14 protein-coding genes are annotated in these 17,241 nt (G+C 69.8%); 10 read left to right on the forward strand and 4 right to left on the reverse strand.

What is annotated here, in order from left to right; genetic code table 11:
* Positions 1-5: 5 nt before the first annotated feature.
* From ACFY6S_RS30685 to metK, 10 genes are all read left to right on the forward strand, one after another.
* Positions 6-608: a hypothetical protein gene (locus tag ACFY6S_RS30685; RefSeq protein WP_388825989.1), complete on the forward strand. Its 603-nt coding sequence runs from the start codon at positions 6-8 to the stop codon at positions 606-608.
* Complete coding sequence (gene carA, locus ACFY6S_RS30690; protein WP_388825986.1) at positions 605-1,750, forward strand: glutamine-hydrolyzing carbamoyl-phosphate synthase small subunit; 1,146 nt, start codon at positions 605-607, stop codon at positions 1,748-1,750. The genes ACFY6S_RS30685 and carA overlap by 4 nt, the downstream gene beginning before the upstream one ends.
* On the forward strand, positions 1,743-5,054 hold the full coding sequence (gene carB, locus ACFY6S_RS30695; protein ID WP_388825983.1) for a carbamoyl-phosphate synthase large subunit: 3,312 nt from the start codon (positions 1,743-1,745) through the stop codon (positions 5,052-5,054). The genes carA and carB overlap by 8 nt, the downstream gene beginning before the upstream one ends.
* 75 nt (positions 5,055-5,129) lie before the next feature.
* The gene (locus ACFY6S_RS30700) at positions 5,130-6,239 is read left to right on the forward strand and encodes a quinone-dependent dihydroorotate dehydrogenase (RefSeq protein WP_388825980.1); all 1,110 of its coding nucleotides are present in this window, start codon (positions 5,130-5,132) and stop codon (positions 6,237-6,239) included.
* The gene (gene pyrF, locus ACFY6S_RS30705) at positions 6,236-7,078 is read left to right on the forward strand and encodes an orotidine-5'-phosphate decarboxylase (RefSeq protein ID WP_388825977.1); all 843 of its coding nucleotides are present in this window, start codon (positions 6,236-6,238) and stop codon (positions 7,076-7,078) included. Before ACFY6S_RS30700 ends, pyrF begins: the two co-directional genes overlap by 4 nt.
* A 311-nt stretch (positions 7,079-7,389) precedes the next feature.
* A complete protein-coding gene (locus ACFY6S_RS30710; protein WP_388825974.1) occupies positions 7,390-7,713 on the forward strand; it encodes an integration host factor in 324 nt (107 codons plus the stop codon).
* 38 nt (positions 7,714-7,751) lie between these two features.
* The gene (gmk, locus tag ACFY6S_RS30715) at positions 7,752-8,315 is read left to right on the forward strand and encodes a guanylate kinase (RefSeq protein ID WP_388825971.1); all 564 of its coding nucleotides are present in this window, start codon (positions 7,752-7,754) and stop codon (positions 8,313-8,315) included.
* A 123-nt stretch (positions 8,316-8,438) separates the two neighbouring features.
* Positions 8,439-8,711 carry a DNA-directed RNA polymerase subunit omega gene (gene rpoZ / locus ACFY6S_RS30720; RefSeq protein WP_003970369.1) on the forward strand — a complete coding sequence of 91 codons (273 nt, stop codon included), beginning with the start codon at positions 8,439-8,441 and terminating at the stop codon, positions 8,709-8,711.
* A 186-nt stretch (positions 8,712-8,897) separates the two neighbouring features.
* A complete protein-coding gene (gene coaBC / locus ACFY6S_RS30725) occupies positions 8,898-10,121 on the forward strand; it encodes a bifunctional phosphopantothenoylcysteine decarboxylase/phosphopantothenate--cysteine ligase CoaBC (RefSeq protein WP_388825968.1) in 1,224 nt (407 codons plus the stop codon).
* 419 nt (positions 10,122-10,540) lie between these two features.
* Complete coding sequence (gene metK / locus ACFY6S_RS30730; RefSeq protein WP_388825965.1) at positions 10,541-11,749, forward strand: methionine adenosyltransferase; 1,209 nt, start codon at positions 10,541-10,543, stop codon at positions 11,747-11,749.
* 86 nt (positions 11,750-11,835) lie between these two features.
* Here the strand turns inward: metK and ACFY6S_RS30735 are convergent, their stop codons facing one another.
* From ACFY6S_RS30735 to ACFY6S_RS30750, 4 genes are read right to left on the reverse strand one after another with little or no spacing between them, the layout of a single operon-like run.
* Positions 11,836-12,966, reverse strand: a complete 1,131-nt coding sequence (locus tag ACFY6S_RS30735; protein ID WP_388825962.1) for a hypothetical protein — start codon at positions 12,964-12,966, stop codon at positions 11,836-11,838.
* Between the two features lie 18 nt (positions 12,967-12,984).
* On the reverse strand, positions 12,985-14,961 hold the full coding sequence (locus ACFY6S_RS30740; RefSeq protein ID WP_388825959.1) for an ABC transporter substrate-binding protein: 1,977 nt from the start codon (positions 14,959-14,961) through the stop codon (positions 12,985-12,987).
* Positions 14,958-15,740 (reverse strand): toll/interleukin-1 receptor domain-containing protein, encoded by a 783-nt coding sequence (locus ACFY6S_RS30745; protein ID WP_388825956.1) that lies wholly within the window; start codon positions 15,738-15,740, stop codon positions 14,958-14,960. Before ACFY6S_RS30745 ends, ACFY6S_RS30740 begins: the two co-directional genes overlap by 4 nt.
* 59 nt (positions 15,741-15,799) lie before the next feature.
* Positions 15,800-17,110 carry a helix-turn-helix domain-containing protein gene (locus ACFY6S_RS30750; RefSeq protein ID WP_388825953.1) on the reverse strand — a complete coding sequence of 437 codons (1,311 nt, stop codon included), beginning with the start codon at positions 17,108-17,110 and terminating at the stop codon, positions 15,800-15,802.
* Positions 17,111-17,241 lie beyond the last annotated feature (131 nt).

The raw sequence follows: 17,241 nt of genomic DNA on the forward strand, positions 1-17,241 counted from the left end.
CAGGCATGACAAGCGTGACCAGTGCGAAGCTCCTTCTGCCCCTGGCCGCCGAGCAGAAATCGGCGGACGTGACCGACTGGGCCGCCCGCATCGGCTGGGTGGTCGGCCTGCTGCTCTTCATCGCGCTCGTGTACTGGCTGATGCGCCAGGGCTGGAAATGGCGCGGCAGCCTCCAGTCCGATCTGCCCGAGCTGCCCACCCGCCCGGCCACCGGGACGCCGGAGCACCCGGGCGAGGCCCGCCTCCGTACAGAGGGCCGCTACCACGGCTCCACGACCGCCGGGCAGTGGCTGGACCGGATCGTGGCCCACGGCCTCGGCTCCCGCAGCCGTGTCGAGCTGACGCTCACGGACGCCGGTCTCGACGTCGTACGGCCCGGAGCGAACGACTTCTTCATCCCCGCGGAGCGGCTGCGCGAGGCCAGGCTCGACAAGGGCATCGCCGGCAAGGTGCTCGCCGAGGGCGGTCTGCTGATCGTCACCTGGCAGCTCGGCGACACGCTGATCGACTCCGGCTTCCGCTCCGACCGGTCGGCCGAACACGCCGCCTGGGTCGAGGCCATCAACTCCATGAACCACCTGATCACGACGGAAGGCCCCGCACGATGACCACCTCCACCCCGGGAACCGCCCGCGACGCGGTGTCTCCCGCCGTACTCGTCCTGGAGGACGGCCGCAGCTTCCGCGGCCGTGCCTACGGGGCCGTGGGGGAGACCTTCGGAGAGGCGGTGTTCTCCACCGGCATGACCGGCTACCAGGAGACCCTGACCGACCCGTCGTACCACCGCCAGGTCGTCGTGATGACCGCCCCGCACATCGGCAACACCGGCGTCAACGACGAGGACGCCGAGTCGAAGCGGATCTGGGTCTCCGGCTATGTCGTACGCGACCCCGCGCGCACCCCGTCCAACTGGCGCTCGCGCCGCTCCCTCGACGACGAGCTGGTCGCCCAGGGCGTCGTCGGCATCAGCGGCGTCGACACCCGCGCCCTCACCCGCCATCTGCGCGAGCGCGGCGCCATGCGCGTCGGCATCTTCTCCGGGGAGTCCCTCGCGGACGAGGCGACCCTGCTCGCCCGCGTCCGGCGGGCCCCCGAGATGACCGGCGCCGACCTCTCCGCCGAGGTCTCCGCCACCGAGGCGTACGTCGTCCCCGCGATCGGCGAGAAGCGCTTCACCGTCGCCGCGCTCGACCTCGGCATCAAGGGCATGACCCCGCACCGGATGGCCGAACGCGGCATCGAGGTGCACGTCCTGCCCGCCACCGCCACGCTGGACGAGGTGTACGCCGCCGCCCCCGACGGGGTCTTCCTCTCCAACGGCCCCGGCGACCCGGCCACCGCCGACCTCACCGTCGTCAAGGGGGTGCTGGAGCGCGGTACGCCGCTCTTCGGGATCTGCTTCGGCAACCAGCTGCTCGGCCGCGCGCTCGGCTTCGGCACGTACAAGCTGAAGTACGGCCACCGCGGCATCAACCAGCCCGTCCAGGACCGGACGACCGGCAAGGTCGAGGTCACCGCGCACAACCACGGCTTCGCCGTCGACGCGCCGCTCGACCGGGTCTCCGACACCCCCTACGGCCGCGCCGAGGTCTCCCACGTCTGTCTCAACGACAACGTCGTGGAGGGGCTCAGGCTGCTCGACCGGCCCGTCTTCAGCGTCCAGTACCACCCCGAGGCGGCAGCCGGCCCGCACGACGCCGCCTACCTCTTCGACCGCTTCGTATCCCTGATGGAGGACCAGCGTGCCTAAGCGCACCGATATCCAGTCCGTCCTGGTCATCGGTTCAGGACCGATCGTCATCGGCCAGGCCGCTGAATTCGACTACTCCGGTACCCAGGCGTGCCGCGTCCTCAAGTCCGAGGGTCTGCGCGTCATCCTGGTCAACTCCAACCCCGCCACGATCATGACGGACCCGGAGATCGCCGACGCCACCTACGTCGAGCCGATCACCCCCGAGTTCGTCGAGAAGATCATCGCCAAGGAGCGCCCCGACGCGCTGCTGCCCACCCTCGGCGGCCAGACCGCGCTCAACACCGCCATCTCGCTCCACGACGCGGGCACGCTCGACAAGTACGGCGTCGAGCTGATCGGCGCCAAGGTCGAGGCGATCAACAAGGGCGAGGACCGCGACCTCTTCAAGGATGTCGTCACCGCCGTCAAGGAAAAGATCGGCCACGGCGAGTCCGCGCGCTCGGTCATCTGCCACTCCATGGACGACGTCATCGGCGGGGTCGAGACGCTCGGCGGCTACCCCGTCGTCGTCCGCCCCTCCTTCACCATGGGCGGGGCGGGCTCCGGCTTCGCGCACAACGAGGAGGACCTGCGCCGGATCGCCGGCCAGGGCCTGATGCTCTCCCCGACCACCGAGGTGCTCCTGGAGGAGTCCATCCTCGGCTGGAAGGAGTACGAGCTGGAGCTGATGCGCGACAAGCACGACAACGTCGTGGTCGTCTGCTCCATCGAGAACTTCGACCCGATGGGCGTGCACACCGGCGACTCCATCACCGTCGCCCCCGCGATGACGCTCACCGACCGCGAGTACCAGATCCTGCGGGACGTCGGCATCGCCGTCATCCGCGAGGTCGGCGTGGACACCGGCGGCTGCAACATCCAGTTCGCGATCAACCCCGACGACGGCCGGGTCATCGTCATCGAGATGAACCCGCGCGTCTCGCGCTCCTCCGCGCTCGCCTCCAAGGCCACCGGCTTCCCGATCGCCAAGATCGCCGCCCGGCTCGCCATCGGCTACACGCTGGACGAGATCCCCAACGACATCACCGAGAAGACCCCGGCCTCCTTCGAGCCCACCCTCGACTACGTCGTCGTCAAGGTGCCGCGTTTCGCCTTCGAGAAGTTCCCGGCCGCCGACGCCAGCCTCACCACCACCATGAAGTCGGTGGGCGAGGCCATGGCCATCGGCCGCAACTTCACCGAGGCGCTCCAGAAGGCGCTGCGCTCCTTGGAGAAGGCCGGCAGCCAGTTCGACTTCACCGGGGAGCCGGGCGACCGGGCCGCGCTGCTGGAGACCGCCAAGGTCCCCACCGACGGCCGGATCAACACGGTCATGCGGGCGATCCACGCCGGAGCCACCCCCGAGGAGGTCTTCGACGCCACGAAGATCGACCCCTGGTTCGTCGACCAGCTGTTCCTGATCAAGGAGTACGCGGACGAGCTGGCCGCCGCCCCGAAGCTCGACCCCGAGCTGCTCGCCGAGGCCAAGCGCCACGGCTTCTCCGACGCCCAGATCGCCGGGATCCGCGGGCTGCGCGAGGACGTCGTACGCGAGGTCAGGCACGCGCTGGGCATCCGTCCCGTCTACAAGACGGTGGACACCTGCGCCGCCGAGTTCGCCGCGAAGACCCCGTACTTCTACTCCTCGTACGACGAGGAGAGCGAGGTCGCGCCGCGCGAGAAGCCCGCCGTGATCATCCTCGGCTCCGGTCCCAACCGGATCGGCCAGGGCATCGAGTTCGACTACTCCTGTGTCCACGCCTCCTTCGCGCTGAGCGAGGCGGGCTACGAGACCGTGATGGTCAACTGCAACCCGGAGACCGTCTCCACCGACTACGACACCTCCGACCGGCTCTACTTCGAGCCGCTCACCCTGGAGGACGTCCTGGAGATCGTGCACGCCGAGACGCTGGCCGGGCCCGTCGCGGGCGTCATCGTCCAGCTCGGCGGCCAGACCCCGCTGGGGCTCGCCCAGGCGCTCAAGGACAACGGCGTCCCCGTCGTCGGCACGTCCCCCGAGGCGATCCACGCCGCCGAGGACCGTGGCGCCTTCGGCCGGGTCCTCGCCGAGGCCGGGCTGCCCGCGCCCAAGCACGGCACCGCCACCACCTTCGGCGAGGCCAAGGCCATCGCGGACGAGATCGGCTACCCGGTCCTCGTACGGCCCTCGTACGTCCTGGGCGGACGCGGCATGGAGATCGTGTACGACGAGACGCGGCTCTCCTCGTACATCGCGGAATCCACCGAGATCAGCCCGTCCCGGCCCGTCCTGGTGGACCGTTTCCTCGATGACGCCATCGAGATCGACGTGGACGCCCTCTACGACGGCACGGAGCTGTACCTCGGCGGCGTCATGGAGCACATCGAGGAGGCCGGCATCCACTCCGGCGACTCGGCCTGCGCCCTGCCGCCCATCACGCTCGGCGGATACGACATCAAGCGGCTGCGCGCCTCCACCGAGGCCATCGCGCGCGGCGTCGGCGTGCGCGGACTGATCAACATCCAGTTCGCCATGGCCGGCGACATCCTGTACGTCCTGGAGGCCAACCCGCGCGCCTCCCGTACGGTCCCCTTCACCTCGAAGGCGACCGCCGTACCGCTCGCCAAGGCCGCCGCCCGCATCTCGCTCGGCGCGACCGTCGCCGAGCTGCGCGCCGAGGGGCTGCTGCCGGCCCACGGCGACGGCGGCACCCTGCCGCTGGACGCGCCGATCTCCGTCAAGGAGGCCGTGATGCCGTGGTCGCGCTTCCGTGACATCCACGGCCGCGGTGTGGACACCGTCCTCGGCCCGGAGATGCGCTCCACCGGCGAGGTCATGGGCATCGACTCCGCCTTCGGCACCGCGTACGCCAAGTCGCAGGCCGGGGCCTACGGGCCGCTGCCCGTCACGGGCCGCGCCTTCATCTCCGTCGCCAACCGCGACAAGCGCTCGATGATCTTCCCGGCGCGCGAGCTGGTCGCCCACGGCTTCGAACTGCTCGCCACCTCCGGCACCGCCGAGGTCCTCAAGCGCAACGGCATCAAGGCGACCGTCGTACGCAAGCAGTTCGAGGGCGAGGGCCCGAACGGCGAGAAGACGATCGTCCAGCTCATCCACGAGGGCGGCGTCGACCTCATCGTCAACACGCCGTACGGCACCGGCGGCCGGCTCGACGGCTACGACATCCGCACCGCGGCCGTGGCACGCGGCGTCCCGTGCCTCACGACGGTGCAGGCGCTGGCCGCCGCCGTCCAGGGCATCGACGCCCTCAAACACGGCGAGGTGGGCGTCCGTTCCCTCCAGGAACACGCCCAGCACCTGATCGCGGCACGCCAGGACTGATCAGCCAGCGGAAGAGGGGGACACCGGAAGCGGTGTCCCCCTCCTCATGAGGTCTGCAGAGGACACACCACCCACATGTACGAGATCTTCTTCCAGCTGGTCTTCCGCCGGATGGACCCCGAGCGCGCCCACCACCTGGCCGTCCGCTGGATCCGGCTCGCCGCCCGCGTCCCCGTCCTGCGCACCTTCGTCGCCGCCGCCCTCGCCCCCCGCTACGCGGAACTGCGCACCGAGGCGTTCGGGCTGCGGATGCACGGCCCGTTCGGGCTCGCCGCCGGCTTCGACAAGAACGCCGTCGCCGTGGACGGCATGGCGATGCTCGGCTTCGACCACGTCGAGATCGGCACGGTCACCGGCGAACCGCAGCCCGGCAACCCGCCCGCGCGCCTCTTCCGGCTGCTGCCCGACCGCGCGCTGATCAACCGGATGGGCTTCAACAACGAGGGCTCCGCAGCCGTGGCGGCCCGGCTGGCGGCCCGCAGAGCCGTCTTCCGCACCACCGTCGGCGTCAACATCGGCAAGACCAAGCTCGCCCCGGAGAGCGAGGCCACCGCCGACTACGTACGGTCGACCGAGCGGCTGGCCCGCCACGCCGACTACCTCGTGGTCAACGTCAGCTCGCCCAACACGCCGGGACTGCGCAGCCTCCAGGCCGTCGACCAGCTGCGCCCGCTGCTGACCGCCGTACGGGAGGCCGCCGACCGCACCGTCACCGGCCGGCGCGTCCCCCTCCTGGTCAAGATCGCGCCCGACCTGGCGGACGAGGACATCGACGCGGTCGCCGACCTCGCCGTGGAACTGGGCCTGGACGGCATCATCGCCACCAACACCACCATCGCCCGCGACACCCTCGGCCTGGCCTCGGACCCGGCGCTCACCGCCGAGACGGGCGGGCTCTCGGGCGCGCCGCTGAAGGCGCGCTCCCTGGAGGTGCTCAGGCGGCTCTACGCGCGCGTGGGCGACCGCGTCACCCTGGTCGGCGTGGGCGGCATCGAGGACGCCGAGGACGCCTGGCAGCGCGTGCTGGCGGGTGCCACGCTGGTGCAGGGCTACAGCGCCTTCATCTACCGGGGCCCGTTCTGGAGCCGCGCGATCCACAAGGGGCTGGCGGCACGCCTCGCCGTCTCCCCGTACGCCACCCTCGCCGAGGCCGTCGGCGCCGACACCCGGAAGGTGACCGCATGACCGCCCTGGCTCCCTTCGGCACCCGGCTGCGCCACGCGATGGACACCCGCGGCCCGCTCTGCGTCGGCATCGACCCGCACGGCTCGCTGCTCACGGACTGGGGCCTGAACGACGACATCGCGGGCCTGGAGCGCTTCACCCGCACGGTGGTGGACGCGCTGGCGGGGCAGGTGGCCGTGCTCAAGCCGCAGTCCGCCTTCTTCGAACGCTTCGGGTCGCGCGGCACCGCCGTCCTGGAGAAGGCGGTCGCGGAGGCGCGGTCGGCCGGGGCGCTGGTGCTGATGGACGCCAAGCGCGGCGACATCGGCTCCACCATGGGCGCCTACGCGGCGACCTACCTCGACCCCGCGTCGCCGCTCTTCTCGGACGCGGTGACGCTCTCCCCGTACCTCGGCTTCGGCTCGCTGCGTCCGGCGCTGGACGCGGCGCGGACGGCCGGCTGCGGTGTCTTCGTCCTCGCCCTGACGTCCAACCCGGAGGGCGCCGAGGTGCAGCGGGCCACCGCAGCCGACGGCCGGTCCCTCGCCGGGGTGATGCTCGGCCACATCGCGGCGGAGAACGCGGGCGCCGCCCCGCTGGGGTCGGTCGGCGCGGTCGTCGGCGCGACACTCGGCGACGCCGGGGTGGATCTCGCCGTCAACGGGCCGCTGCTCGCGCCCGGCATCGGCGCGCAGGGCGCGACCCCGGCCGATCTGCCCCGCGTGTTCGGCGCCGCGGTCGGCCAGGTGGTGCCGAGCGTCAGCCGGGGTGTCCTGCGTCACGGTCCCGACGCCGGAGCCCTGCGGGGGGCCGCTGAGCGCCTGGCGGACGAGGTGAGGGCGGCGGTCGGTGGCGCGTGAGCGCTCCGGCGGGGGTCGTACGGGTGACCGGACGGGGGCGTAGGAGCGCTCCGACGGGGCAGACGAGCTGTCGGATGCGAGGACGGATGTCTGGGATCATGTCCAAAAAGTTGGGCAAAATGCCGCAAAAGTCATCTGCGATCGATGCTGACCAGGACTTTTCGTCTGTTCTCGCTGACTCCGGCGGCCTTGGCCGCTAGTCTCCGTCAGGAGCCAACGTGCAGTGCGTTGCCCGTTGCTCGCCTGGTGTGGGGCGATTAGGTTCCTCACCGGTCCGTATCCGACAGTTCGACATCCGAGGTGACGTAGGCGTGGCTCTTCCGCCCCTTACCCCTGAACAGCGCGCAGCCGCGCTCGAAAAGGCCGCCGCGGCTCGCCGGGAGCGGGCCGAGGTCAAGAATCGACTCAAGCACTCCGGTGCGTCGCTTCATGACGTGATCAAGCAGGGCCAGGAGAACGATGTCATCGGGAAGATGAAGGTCTCCGCCCTGCTCGAATCCCTGCCCGGAGTGGGCAAGGTCCGTGCAAAGCAGATCATGGAGCGACTCGGCATCTCCGAAAGCCGCCGCGTCCGCGGTCTCGGCTCCAACCAGATCGCCTCCCTGGAGCGCGAGTTCGGCGGCAAGGTCGCCTGACGTTCCGGGGCACCCCCCGGAAGCTGGATAATCGCTGCATGGCAGCAGAGGTACGACCGCGGCTGACCGTGCTCTCCGGCCCCTCCGGGGTCGGCAAGAGCACGGTCGTCGCCCATATGCGCAAGGTCCACCCCGAGGTATGGCTCTCGGTGTCGGCCACCACGAGAAAGCCGCGCCCCGGCGAGCGCCACGGCGTCCAGTATTTCTTCGTCTCCGACGAAGAATTCGACAAGCTGGTCGCCAATGGCGAACTGCTGGAATGGGCGGAGTTCGCGGGCAATCGCTACGGCACCCCGCGCCAGGCGGTCCTCGACCGGCTGGCGGCGGGTGAGCCCGTACTCCTGGAGATCGATCTCCAGGGGGCCCGGCAGGTCAAGGAGTCGATGGCCGAATCCCGGCTGGTCTTCCTGGCTCCCCCGAGCTGGGACGAGCTGGTGCGCCGGCTTACCGGACGCGGCACCGAATCGGCCGAGGTGATCGAGCGCCGGCTGGAGGCCGCCAAGGTGGAGCTGGCCGCCGAGTCGGAGTTCGATACGACGCTGGTCAACACCTCCGTCGAGGATGTGGCGCGCGAGCTGCTAGCCTTGATGGCAGCTGCATGATCTTTTGTGTGCTGTCCGGATTCCGCAGCGGCGAGAATCGCCCGGCCCGCGGCGTGTGATCCGCAGTACGCGTGAATGCGCGACCACCTGTTTTTCCCTGAATTTTCTTCGGAAGGCAAGAGAGTGTCCTCTTCCATCACCACGCCCGAGGGCATCATCAACCCGCCGATCGACGAGCTGCTCGAGGCCACGGACTCGAAGTACAGCCTCGTGATCTACGCGGCCAAGCGCGCCCGTCAGATCAACGCGTACTACTCGCAGCTCGGTGAGGGCCTGCTGGAGTACGTCGGTCCGCTGGTGGACACCCACGTCCACGAGAAGCCGCTCTCGATCGCCCTGCGCGAGATCAACGCGGGTCTGCTGACCTCCGAGGCCATCGAGGGCCCGGCCCAGTAGGCGTCCCAACGGAACAGACTTTGTCACCACAGGCCCGGTAGAGCGACTGCCGGGCCTGTGGTGTGTCATGGGTGTCAGGCGGCAGATGTCATGGGAGCCGGCATGTCCTCGCGGGGCGGCCGGTTCGTGTGGGCCGACCGGATTCGTGTGCCGGTTCGTGTGGGGTCGGCGGAGGGGAGAGACACGGTGGACAGGCCGAGGGTCGTACTGGGGGTCGCGGGCGGGATCGCCGCGTACAAGGCGTGCGAGCTGCTGCGGCGGCTGACCGAATCGGGCCACGACGTACGGGTCGTCCCGACCGCCTCCGCCCTCCACTTCGTCGGCGCCGCGACCTGGTCGGCGCTCTCGGGCCACCCCGTCTCCACCGAGGTCTGGTCCGATGTCCACGAGGTGCCGCACGTACGGATCGGGCAGTCCGCCGATCTGGTCGTGGTCGCCCCGGCCACCGCCGACCTGCTCGCGAAGGCCGCGCACGGCCTCGCCGACGATCTGCTGACCAACACGCTCCTGACCGCGCGATGTCCGGTCGTCTTCGCACCGGCCATGCACACCGAGATGTGGGAGCACCCCGCCACCCGGGAGAACGTGGCCACGCTGCGCCGCCGCGGCGCCGTCGTCATCGAGCCCGCCGTCGGCAGGCTGACCGGTGTGGACACCGGCAAGGGCCGGCTGCCGGACCCGGGGGAGATCTTCGAACTCTGCCGCCGGGTACTGGCGCGGGGCGTGCCGGAGCCCGATCTGGCCGGCCGCCACGTGGTGATCAGCGCGGGCGGCACGCGCGAACCGCTCGACCCCGTGCGCTACCTCGGCAACCGGTCCTCGGGCAAGCAGGGGTACGCCCTGGCGCGTACCGCCGCGGCCCGGGGCGCGCGGGTCACCCTGGTCGAGGCCAATACGGGGATGACCGACCCGGCAGGCGTCGACGTGGTCCATGTGGGGACCGCCGTACAGCTGCGGGAGGCCGTGCTGAAGGCCGCCGCCGAGGCCGACGCGGTGGTCATGGCGGCGGCCGTGGCCGATTTCCGGCCACTCACGTACGCCTCGGGCAAGATCAAGAAGAAGGACGGCGAGGAGCCCGCGCCGGTCGCCCTGGTCCGCAACCCGGACATCCTCGCCGAGGTCTCCGCCGAGCGCGCCCGCCACGGCCAGGTGGTGGTCGGCTTCGCCGCCGAGACGGACGACGTGCTGGCCAACGGCCGGCACAAGCTGCGGCGCAAGGGCTGTGACCTGCTGGTGGTCAACGAGGTCGGGGAACGGAAGACCTTCGGGTCCGAGGAGAACGAGGCGGTCGTGCTGGCGGCGGACGGGGACGAGACACCGGTGCCGTACGGGCCGAAGGAGACGCTGGCGGACGTGGTGTGGGACCTGGTGGCCCGCCGGCTGCCCGGCGGCGCGGGAAGCGACGGCTGAACGGCCGCGGGGCGGGCGCCCGGCACGCCGCGCGGGCGGGCTGCTGACGCTCGACGGGCTGCTGGTCGCCGCGGTACCGCGCGGGGGCGGGCGTCGGGTCCTGATGACGCGGGCGCGTACCAGTGGCGCGCGGGAACGGCGCGTCACGCGGACGGCGTGCGCGGCCCCCGCCCGCGCTCCGGGGGCGGGCTCCGTGATCACACCCGAGGGCCATCGGAAACGCCGGAACGGCCTCTGGCCGGGGCGTTCTCCAGGGCCCATAATTCCAGAGCCACGGACGGTACGACTCCCACAGAACGAGACACGTGCCCCCGTGGCCCGAATCGACCGATAAAGTGGTCGTGGAACGTCGCGGAGCCGCAGCCCCCCGCCGGTCCGCCAATGATCAGCCAGCAGCCGCTGCAACCACAGGGAGCGATGTGTCCCGCCGTCTGTTCACCTCGGAGTCCGTGACCGAAGGTCACCCCGACAAGATCGCTGACCAGATCAGCGACACCATTCTCGACGCCCTCCTCGAAGAGGACCCCTCCTCCAGGGTCGCCGTGGAGACCTTGATCACCACCGGTCTGGTGCACGTCGCCGGAGAGGTGACCACCAAGGCCTACGCGCCCATCGCACAGCTCGTGCGGAACAAAATCCTGGAGATCGGCTACGACTCCTCCAAAAAGGGATTCGACGGCGCCTCCTGCGGCGTCTCGGTCTCCATCGGAGCGCAGTCGCCCGACATCGCCCAGGGCGTCGACACGGCGTACGAGAAGCGCGTCGAGGGTGACGAGGACGAGCTGGACAAGCAGGGCGCCGGCGACCAGGGGCTGATGTTCGGCTACGCCTGCGACGAGACGCCCGAGCTGATGCCGCTCCCGATCCACCTCGCGCACCGGCTCTCCAGCCGCCTCTCCGAGGTCCGCAAGAACGGGACCATCCCGTACCTGCGCCCCGACGGCAAGACCCAGGTCACCATCGAGTACGACGGCGACAAGCCGGTGCGCCTCGACACGGTCGTCGTCTCCTCCCAGCACGCGTCGGACATCGACCTGGACTCGCTGCTCGCCCCCGACGTGCGCGAGTTCGTCGTCGAGCACGTCCTCAAGGCCCTCGTCGACGACGGCATCAAGCTGGACACCGAGGGCTACCGCCTGCTGGTCAACCCGACCGGCCGCTTCGAGATCGGCGGCCCCATGGGCGACGCCGGCCTCACCGGTCGCAAGATCATCATCGACACCTACGGCGGCATGGCCCGCCACGGCGGCGGCGCTTTCTCCGGCAAGGACCCGTCCAAGGTCGACCGCTCCGCCGCTTACGCCATGCGCTGGGTCGCCAAGAACGTGGTGGCCGCCGGCCTCGCCGCGCGCTGCGAGGTCCAGGTCGCGTACGCGATCGGCAAGGCCGAGCCGGTCGGCCTCTTCGTCGAGACCTTCGGCACCGCCACGGTCGACACGGAGAGGATCGAACAGGCCATCTCCGAGGTCTTCGACCTCCGCCCGGCCGCGATCATCCGCGACCTCGAACTGCTCCGCCCGATCTACGCCCGTACCGCCGCGTACGGCCACTTCGGCCGCGAACTCCCCGAATTCACCTGGGAACGCCGCGACCGCGTGGACGCCCTGCGCCAGGCCGCCGGAGTCTGACCCACCGCCGTCCCCATGGGGCCCCGGACACCGACACGGTGTCCGGGGCCCCATGGCGTTGTACCGGCGGGAGGGACGTGGCCGCTTCACCCTTCACACGACGGGTCCTCGCCGTCCGGGGGCCCGTCGGGATCTTCGTTCGGCTTCGGATCCGGTTCCGGCTCCGGCTCCGGGGAGCCGAGCCGCGATCTGATCCGCTCCGCCGCTTCGGTTTTTCCGTGGAGCTTCGCGATCCTGACGAGCCGGGTCCCGAAGAGGGTCAGATCGGCGTCGTCAGGGCCGAAGCCGAACCAGTCCAGCAGGGTGTCGAGCGATGGCTCCGGTTCGGGGCCGGGGAATCCGGGCTCTGACGGGAGGCCTGCCTCGTCCGCGTACCACGGGTCCTCCTCCGGTCCGTATTCCCTTTCGCTCCACCGAGGCAGTGCTGACGGCACGAGGTGCTGGAACGTCGGATCGACGGTGTCATTGCGAGCGGCGGCGGAGAGGCTTGCCAGCAGCCCGATCCGGTCCACCGCTCCTTCCACCTGGTTGTCGTTCTTGGCCAGCCACCACACCACAGCGCTGCCGGTGTCCCTGAGCACGTCCTCACCCAGGTAGGCACGCTTGTTGCGTTCGTAATTACGTTCGTGCTCCCAGATATCCTCGTCCTTGCGGACGTCCGAGAGCCTTGAGAGCCGTGCCCGGTCGGGGTCGGGGAGGGTGAGCGAGACATCCTGCGCCATCGCGAGGACCCGCCCGGAGGGATCGGACTGCATGGTCCCCAGCGCGGCTTCGAGCTGATGCTGCACCAGCCCGCTGCGGGTCGGCTGCTGATTCGCCGCCACCGTACGGGCCCGTCGCAGCACGGCGTCCACCGCGAGTCCGCCGGGGTTGATGAGCGGAGCGTCGTGGTCGGCCTCCAGCAGGATCCAGCGCACAGTCGCACAGAACGCGAAGTCGTAGTCAGGTGTAGCGCTCGGCAGGGCCACGTCGGTGACGCGCTGCTCCTGACGCTGGATCGGTGGTACGGGCATATCGGGATCGAGGGTGAATTCGCGGGGAAACCCGTCGGACTCGTGGGTGAGGATCTTGTGGGTCACGGTGGCGACCACCGTGAGCAGGACGGCCGCCGCAGGCCAGGCCCACGGGGGCCAGCGGGACAGGAGGCCGACGATGACGAGAATCAGCCCCAGGATGATGGTGACGAAGACCGTCATGGTCTTACGGCCCGAACTCATGTGTACCCCCGTTTTGGGTCAGGCGCCGAAGTCACAGGGTTCGAGTCCCTGGGCTCTGTCGATCTTCCGGAGCAGTGAAGCGGCGGTGCCGGTACGGTTGACGGATCCGTCGGAAGGCTCGCGAGCCCAGTCGCAGGCCACCTGATAGAGGCTCCCGAGCGCGGAACTCTCGCCCCTGCACGCATCGACGAGCACATCGAGGACAATGTCCTGGTATCGGAGGTCGCCACACGCGGTCAGCCATCGGGCGGCGGTCGGCCGCCAGTCTTCGACTGACCGACGCCGCAGGACCCCGGCCCAGCCGGAGCTGAGCACCGCCCGTACGGAGGCCTGACCGATCAGCCGGGTCGGATCGGCCACCGCGAGAAAGACGTTGGCTTCAGCCCTCCACGGGTTATCGGGCAACTCGGTGTCGATCCGTGCCAGCAAAAGGCGGTACAGCCGGTTGTCGGAGTGTGCCAGGTGAAGCAGGGCACGCTGAGCGTTCTCTTCCACCGGCCTCTCCGCTCGTCGCACCAGATGGTGCAGCCGGACCATCGCCTGATCTGGGTGGGTCCGGGCCATCACCTCCGAACAGACCAGTACAAGGACCTGTTTGAGCTTCGGACTCAGCTCGGCGTTCTTGGACCAGGTGTAGATCAGCTGGCGGAAGGACCGGCCGTACTGATCGTCGGTGAGGCCGAGTGCCAGCGCCTGGGAAGCGGCCGGCATCAGACGCTGGGAAGCGGCCTGCTTCGTCCACTGGGTGGTCAGCTCGACCAGGTCGTCGGGCCGTCCCGTACGCAGCACCTGCTCGGCGAGCCGGGGAATCACCTGGCGCTGTTCCTCTGGTGCGAGAGCGTGCTCAGCCACACACTCACCGACCCAGTCGCGGAGCTGGGACCGTACGTCCGGCAGATACGTCCAGAAATGGTTCCGTACCGCGCGGTCGTAGCCCTCCCTGGTGAACCGGACCCGACCGGAGGCTTGGGTCTGAGCCTCAATGGACCCGAACTCGGCGTTGAGGTCGGAGTGTTCCAGCCGGGGACGGTCGTCCGGCGGATGATCCAGAGCCTTGAGCAGCGCGACGGTGGCGCTGAAGACCGTGGCGGGCGTGGTGTCGTGGAACATGGCCAGGGCGAGCAGCAGCGCCCGGTTCCGGCCCGTATGGCGGTCCGACAGGTCCGCCGCGACCCGGGCGGACTGGTCGGTCAGCGCGGTGAGGGCTTGTTCCACCCAGCGCGGGAACCCCCCTTCCGCGTTGCCCCCCGGGGCGTCCCGTGCCCGCCGGATCCGGTCGGCCAGCTCGGCCACGTCCCGCAAGGGAGCCCTGGCCAGGTAAGTCGTGAGCGAGGGAGTGCTCAGGGCGCTCTGCGGCGGGACGATGCCGTCGTACCGGAGTTGAACGGCGAGCACCCTGCGAGCCTCGGGGCGCCCGATGTCCGTGGTGAGCGGGAGCAGGTCACTGCGCCGCAGATGACCGAAGCGATGCGGCAGAATGACGGCGAGATGCGCCGCGCGTTCGATGAGCCTGCTTCTGAAGTCGGAGAGCCTGTCCTGGACTTCCAGATAGCGGCGCGGCTCGTCGTCCCGGGAGAGATCGAGGAGGAGCCGGTCCCCGCTGCTGATGACTCCATGGTCGAGGAGGGACGAAGAAGATGCGTCGTCCGGGGTGTCGGGCAGTTCGTGGAAGCTTCCGCCGGCATCGGGCAGTTCGTGCAGGAGCATCAGCGCGGCGGTGCGCCGGCCACTGCCGGGCGGGCCTGACACGAGAGTGGTGTGGTGGGTGTGCAACTGGCGACGGGCGTGCTGGAAGTGGACAGGTGGAACGAAGCGCTGGGCGAGCCGGTCACGGTCGTCCTCCGCGAACGCGCGCGTGCGTTCGGGCGCCTGTTCCCGCAGTAAGGACGCTGCCTCCAGATAGGAGGCCTCCAGATAGAAGTTCATCTGGGTTCCGTCACCGCTGTGCACCGCGCTCCGCGCCTCGTTGATGTACGAGCGCAAATCCCCGATCACTGTCGGCCGTCCCGTCCGGGCCCGCGCGAGCCGAACTGCTGCCGGAAGCCACCGTGGTTGTCCCCGGCCACGTGGTTCGTGCCATCGCCGACGATCTTCGCCCCGCTGACCTGGTCACCGTCTCCCATGATCTTCGCTCCCCGGACCTGATCGCCGGTCCCGGTGTGCAAAGGCGCGTGCGACTCATGCACATATGTGCCCACAGCCCCCGTCACCTGGCCAATTCCGCCGCTCTGGCCCTGGTTGCGGACACCGGATTCCGCGCGGGCGGCCGACGGCGCCGGGGACCGACGGTCGAGAGCTGCCAATGCGGGCACCTGACGGACGAGCCGGTCGCCCAACCGGGCCATATCGGCGTCCTGGGAGCGGAGCGAGAGCCGTTCGTACTGGCACTCCGCCATCTCGGCCAACGACGCGGGGAGCCGATGGGCGTCCAACTGTTCCGTACGGCGTCCGGTCATGAGCGGAACCACCAGGATGCCGGACCTGAGGGCTTCCTCGATCTCGCGTCGCACCCAGTCCCGCCGGTTGGTGAGCGCCCTCCTGCCCGGGTGGCTGCGGTCGGGCGCATCGAGCCAGTTCTCGTCGATCAGCGCCAGCAGGACACGGCTGCGGCGTACGGCTTCGATCAGCACGTCGGTGAAGTTCGAGCCCAACTCGATGGACTTCCCGGCAAGGAAGACACTTTCCTCGCCGAACCGGGACGACAGCTTTTCGTGGCAGTTGAACGCGGCGTCCTTGCCGCCCTCTGTGCGGTAGTTGATGAAGATCTCGTGCATGGTCCTGTCCTCACTTTCTGGCCGGTCTCTTCCGACCGGTCTGTCTTGCCGGGAGGGGATCAGCTGTCCGTGCGGGCCAGGGCCGAGGAGAGATCAGGGCTGATCTCCCGCACGGCGGGATGGGTCGGATACCGACGCAGGGTGTGGCCGAGCCGCTTCAGATCGGTGAGGATCGTCGCGGAGTGCGTCTGCCGAACCCCGGGAAGGGCCTCGTGTGCGAGGCGGCACGCGTGATCGATATCCCCGGCGGCGGCATGGGCGAGGGCGCGCCTGATCCCGTAGCGGGCACGGGTGCGCAACGCGTGGTCGGGGACCCGCACGTGTTCGCGGTCCAGTACGTCAGCGGCTTCTCGCGGTCGGCCCAGGTCGTACAGGCACCAGCCCGTGAACATGGACACCACATCGGGTACATGGGACGCGCCCAGGACCGGCGCCGCCGGATCGGCAGCATCCTCGGTAAGCAGTTCGCGTGCCGTGTCCAGGCTGCGCATACAGGCGTCGTACCGGCCCTCGGCCGCGAGGCTCTGGGCCAGGTGCTGCGCCGCGAGTCCTCTGACCCGCGGGGACGCGTCACTGCCCAGGGCCCGCTCCGACAGTTCGACGGCCTGCCGCGTGTCCCCCCGGTACAGGCAGATCAGGGCGCGACGTACCAAGGCGTATGTGGCGAGCCCCTGATCGTCGCCCGCTCGGGCGAGCAGCACCGCGCGATCGGTCCACCACAGGGCCGAGTGATCGTCCCCCGATTCCTGCGCCATCCAGCCCGCGTACTCCGCGTACCGGGAGGCGAGCAGCAGCAGTGCCGTTCGGCTGCGGGTCCCGCTGCGGACCGACAGCTGTTCGAGAGCGTGGGTCTGGGCGACCAACGTGGGAAGTACCGCGGCGGGACCGGAAGACTGCCCGATCCGCCGGAACTGGTCGAACAGCAAACGGGACGCGTCCACGACGGTCTGGGCCCCGGTGTCCGCCGGGTCGTACGTGCCCATGGCGTCGCCCCGCATCGACATGACCGTAGCGGCGCCCGCGACTATCACGCTCCGGCGTCGCACCCACTGGAACGAACTCGATCCGTCCTTGCCCAAGTGCATCAACCACACCTCACCTTCATGGCTTTGATCGCCTTCATGACCGGATTCGGGCAGGGGAGAGCGCGCCACCTGCCGGGATACGAGACCGGAGAGCGCTCCTCCGGCCGACAGCCGGGCGTCGCACAGCCGGGCCAGTTCGGGGGTGGGGGGTTTGAGTCCCCTCTCCACCTTGCTGAGGTGGCCCTTGCTGTAGTGCACGAGCTTGCTCAGCTGTTGCAGCGAGAGCATCGCCGCCAGTCGCCGACGTCGCAGTTCCTGCCCGAAGCCGTTCGGACCGTCCGACACTTCAGCCTCCGTCACTCCGCCGTCGGGCCGGCGTCGGTGACATGCATCAGCGTGCGGCAGCCGGTCGGGGCGGAACAAGGTCGATGGGGGTGTTTCCCGTTTCCTCTCTTCCGGAGCGAACCGGAACCAGG

Source organism: Streptomyces sp. NPDC012835, from assembly GCF_042900885.1.
In the GTDB taxonomy this organism is placed as follows: domain Bacteria; phylum Actinomycetota; class Actinomycetes; order Streptomycetales; family Streptomycetaceae; genus Streptomyces.

Excerpts from the sequence above, each read along its gene's own strand:
- ACFY6S_RS30685 (WP_388825989.1), top strand. The coding sequence starts at position 6 with ATGACAAGCGTGACCAGTGCGAAGCTCCTTCTGCCCCTGGCCGCCGAG.
- carA (WP_388825986.1), top strand. The coding sequence starts at position 605 with ATGACCACCTCCACCCCGGGAACCGCCCGCGACGCGGTGTCTCCCGCC.
- ACFY6S_RS30700 (WP_388825980.1), top strand. The coding sequence starts at position 5,130 with ATGTACGAGATCTTCTTCCAGCTGGTCTTCCGCCGGATGGACCCCGAG.
- pyrF (WP_388825977.1), top strand. The coding sequence starts at position 6,236 with ATGACCGCCCTGGCTCCCTTCGGCACCCGGCTGCGCCACGCGATGGAC.
- gmk (WP_388825971.1), top strand. The coding sequence starts at position 7,752 with ATGGCAGCAGAGGTACGACCGCGGCTGACCGTGCTCTCCGGCCCCTCC.
- ACFY6S_RS30735 (WP_388825962.1), bottom strand. The coding sequence starts at position 12,966 with ATGAGTTCGGGCCGTAAGACCATGACGGTCTTCGTCACCATCATCCTG.
- ACFY6S_RS30745 (WP_388825956.1), bottom strand. The coding sequence starts at position 15,740 with ATGCACGAGATCTTCATCAACTACCGCACAGAGGGCGGCAAGGACGCC.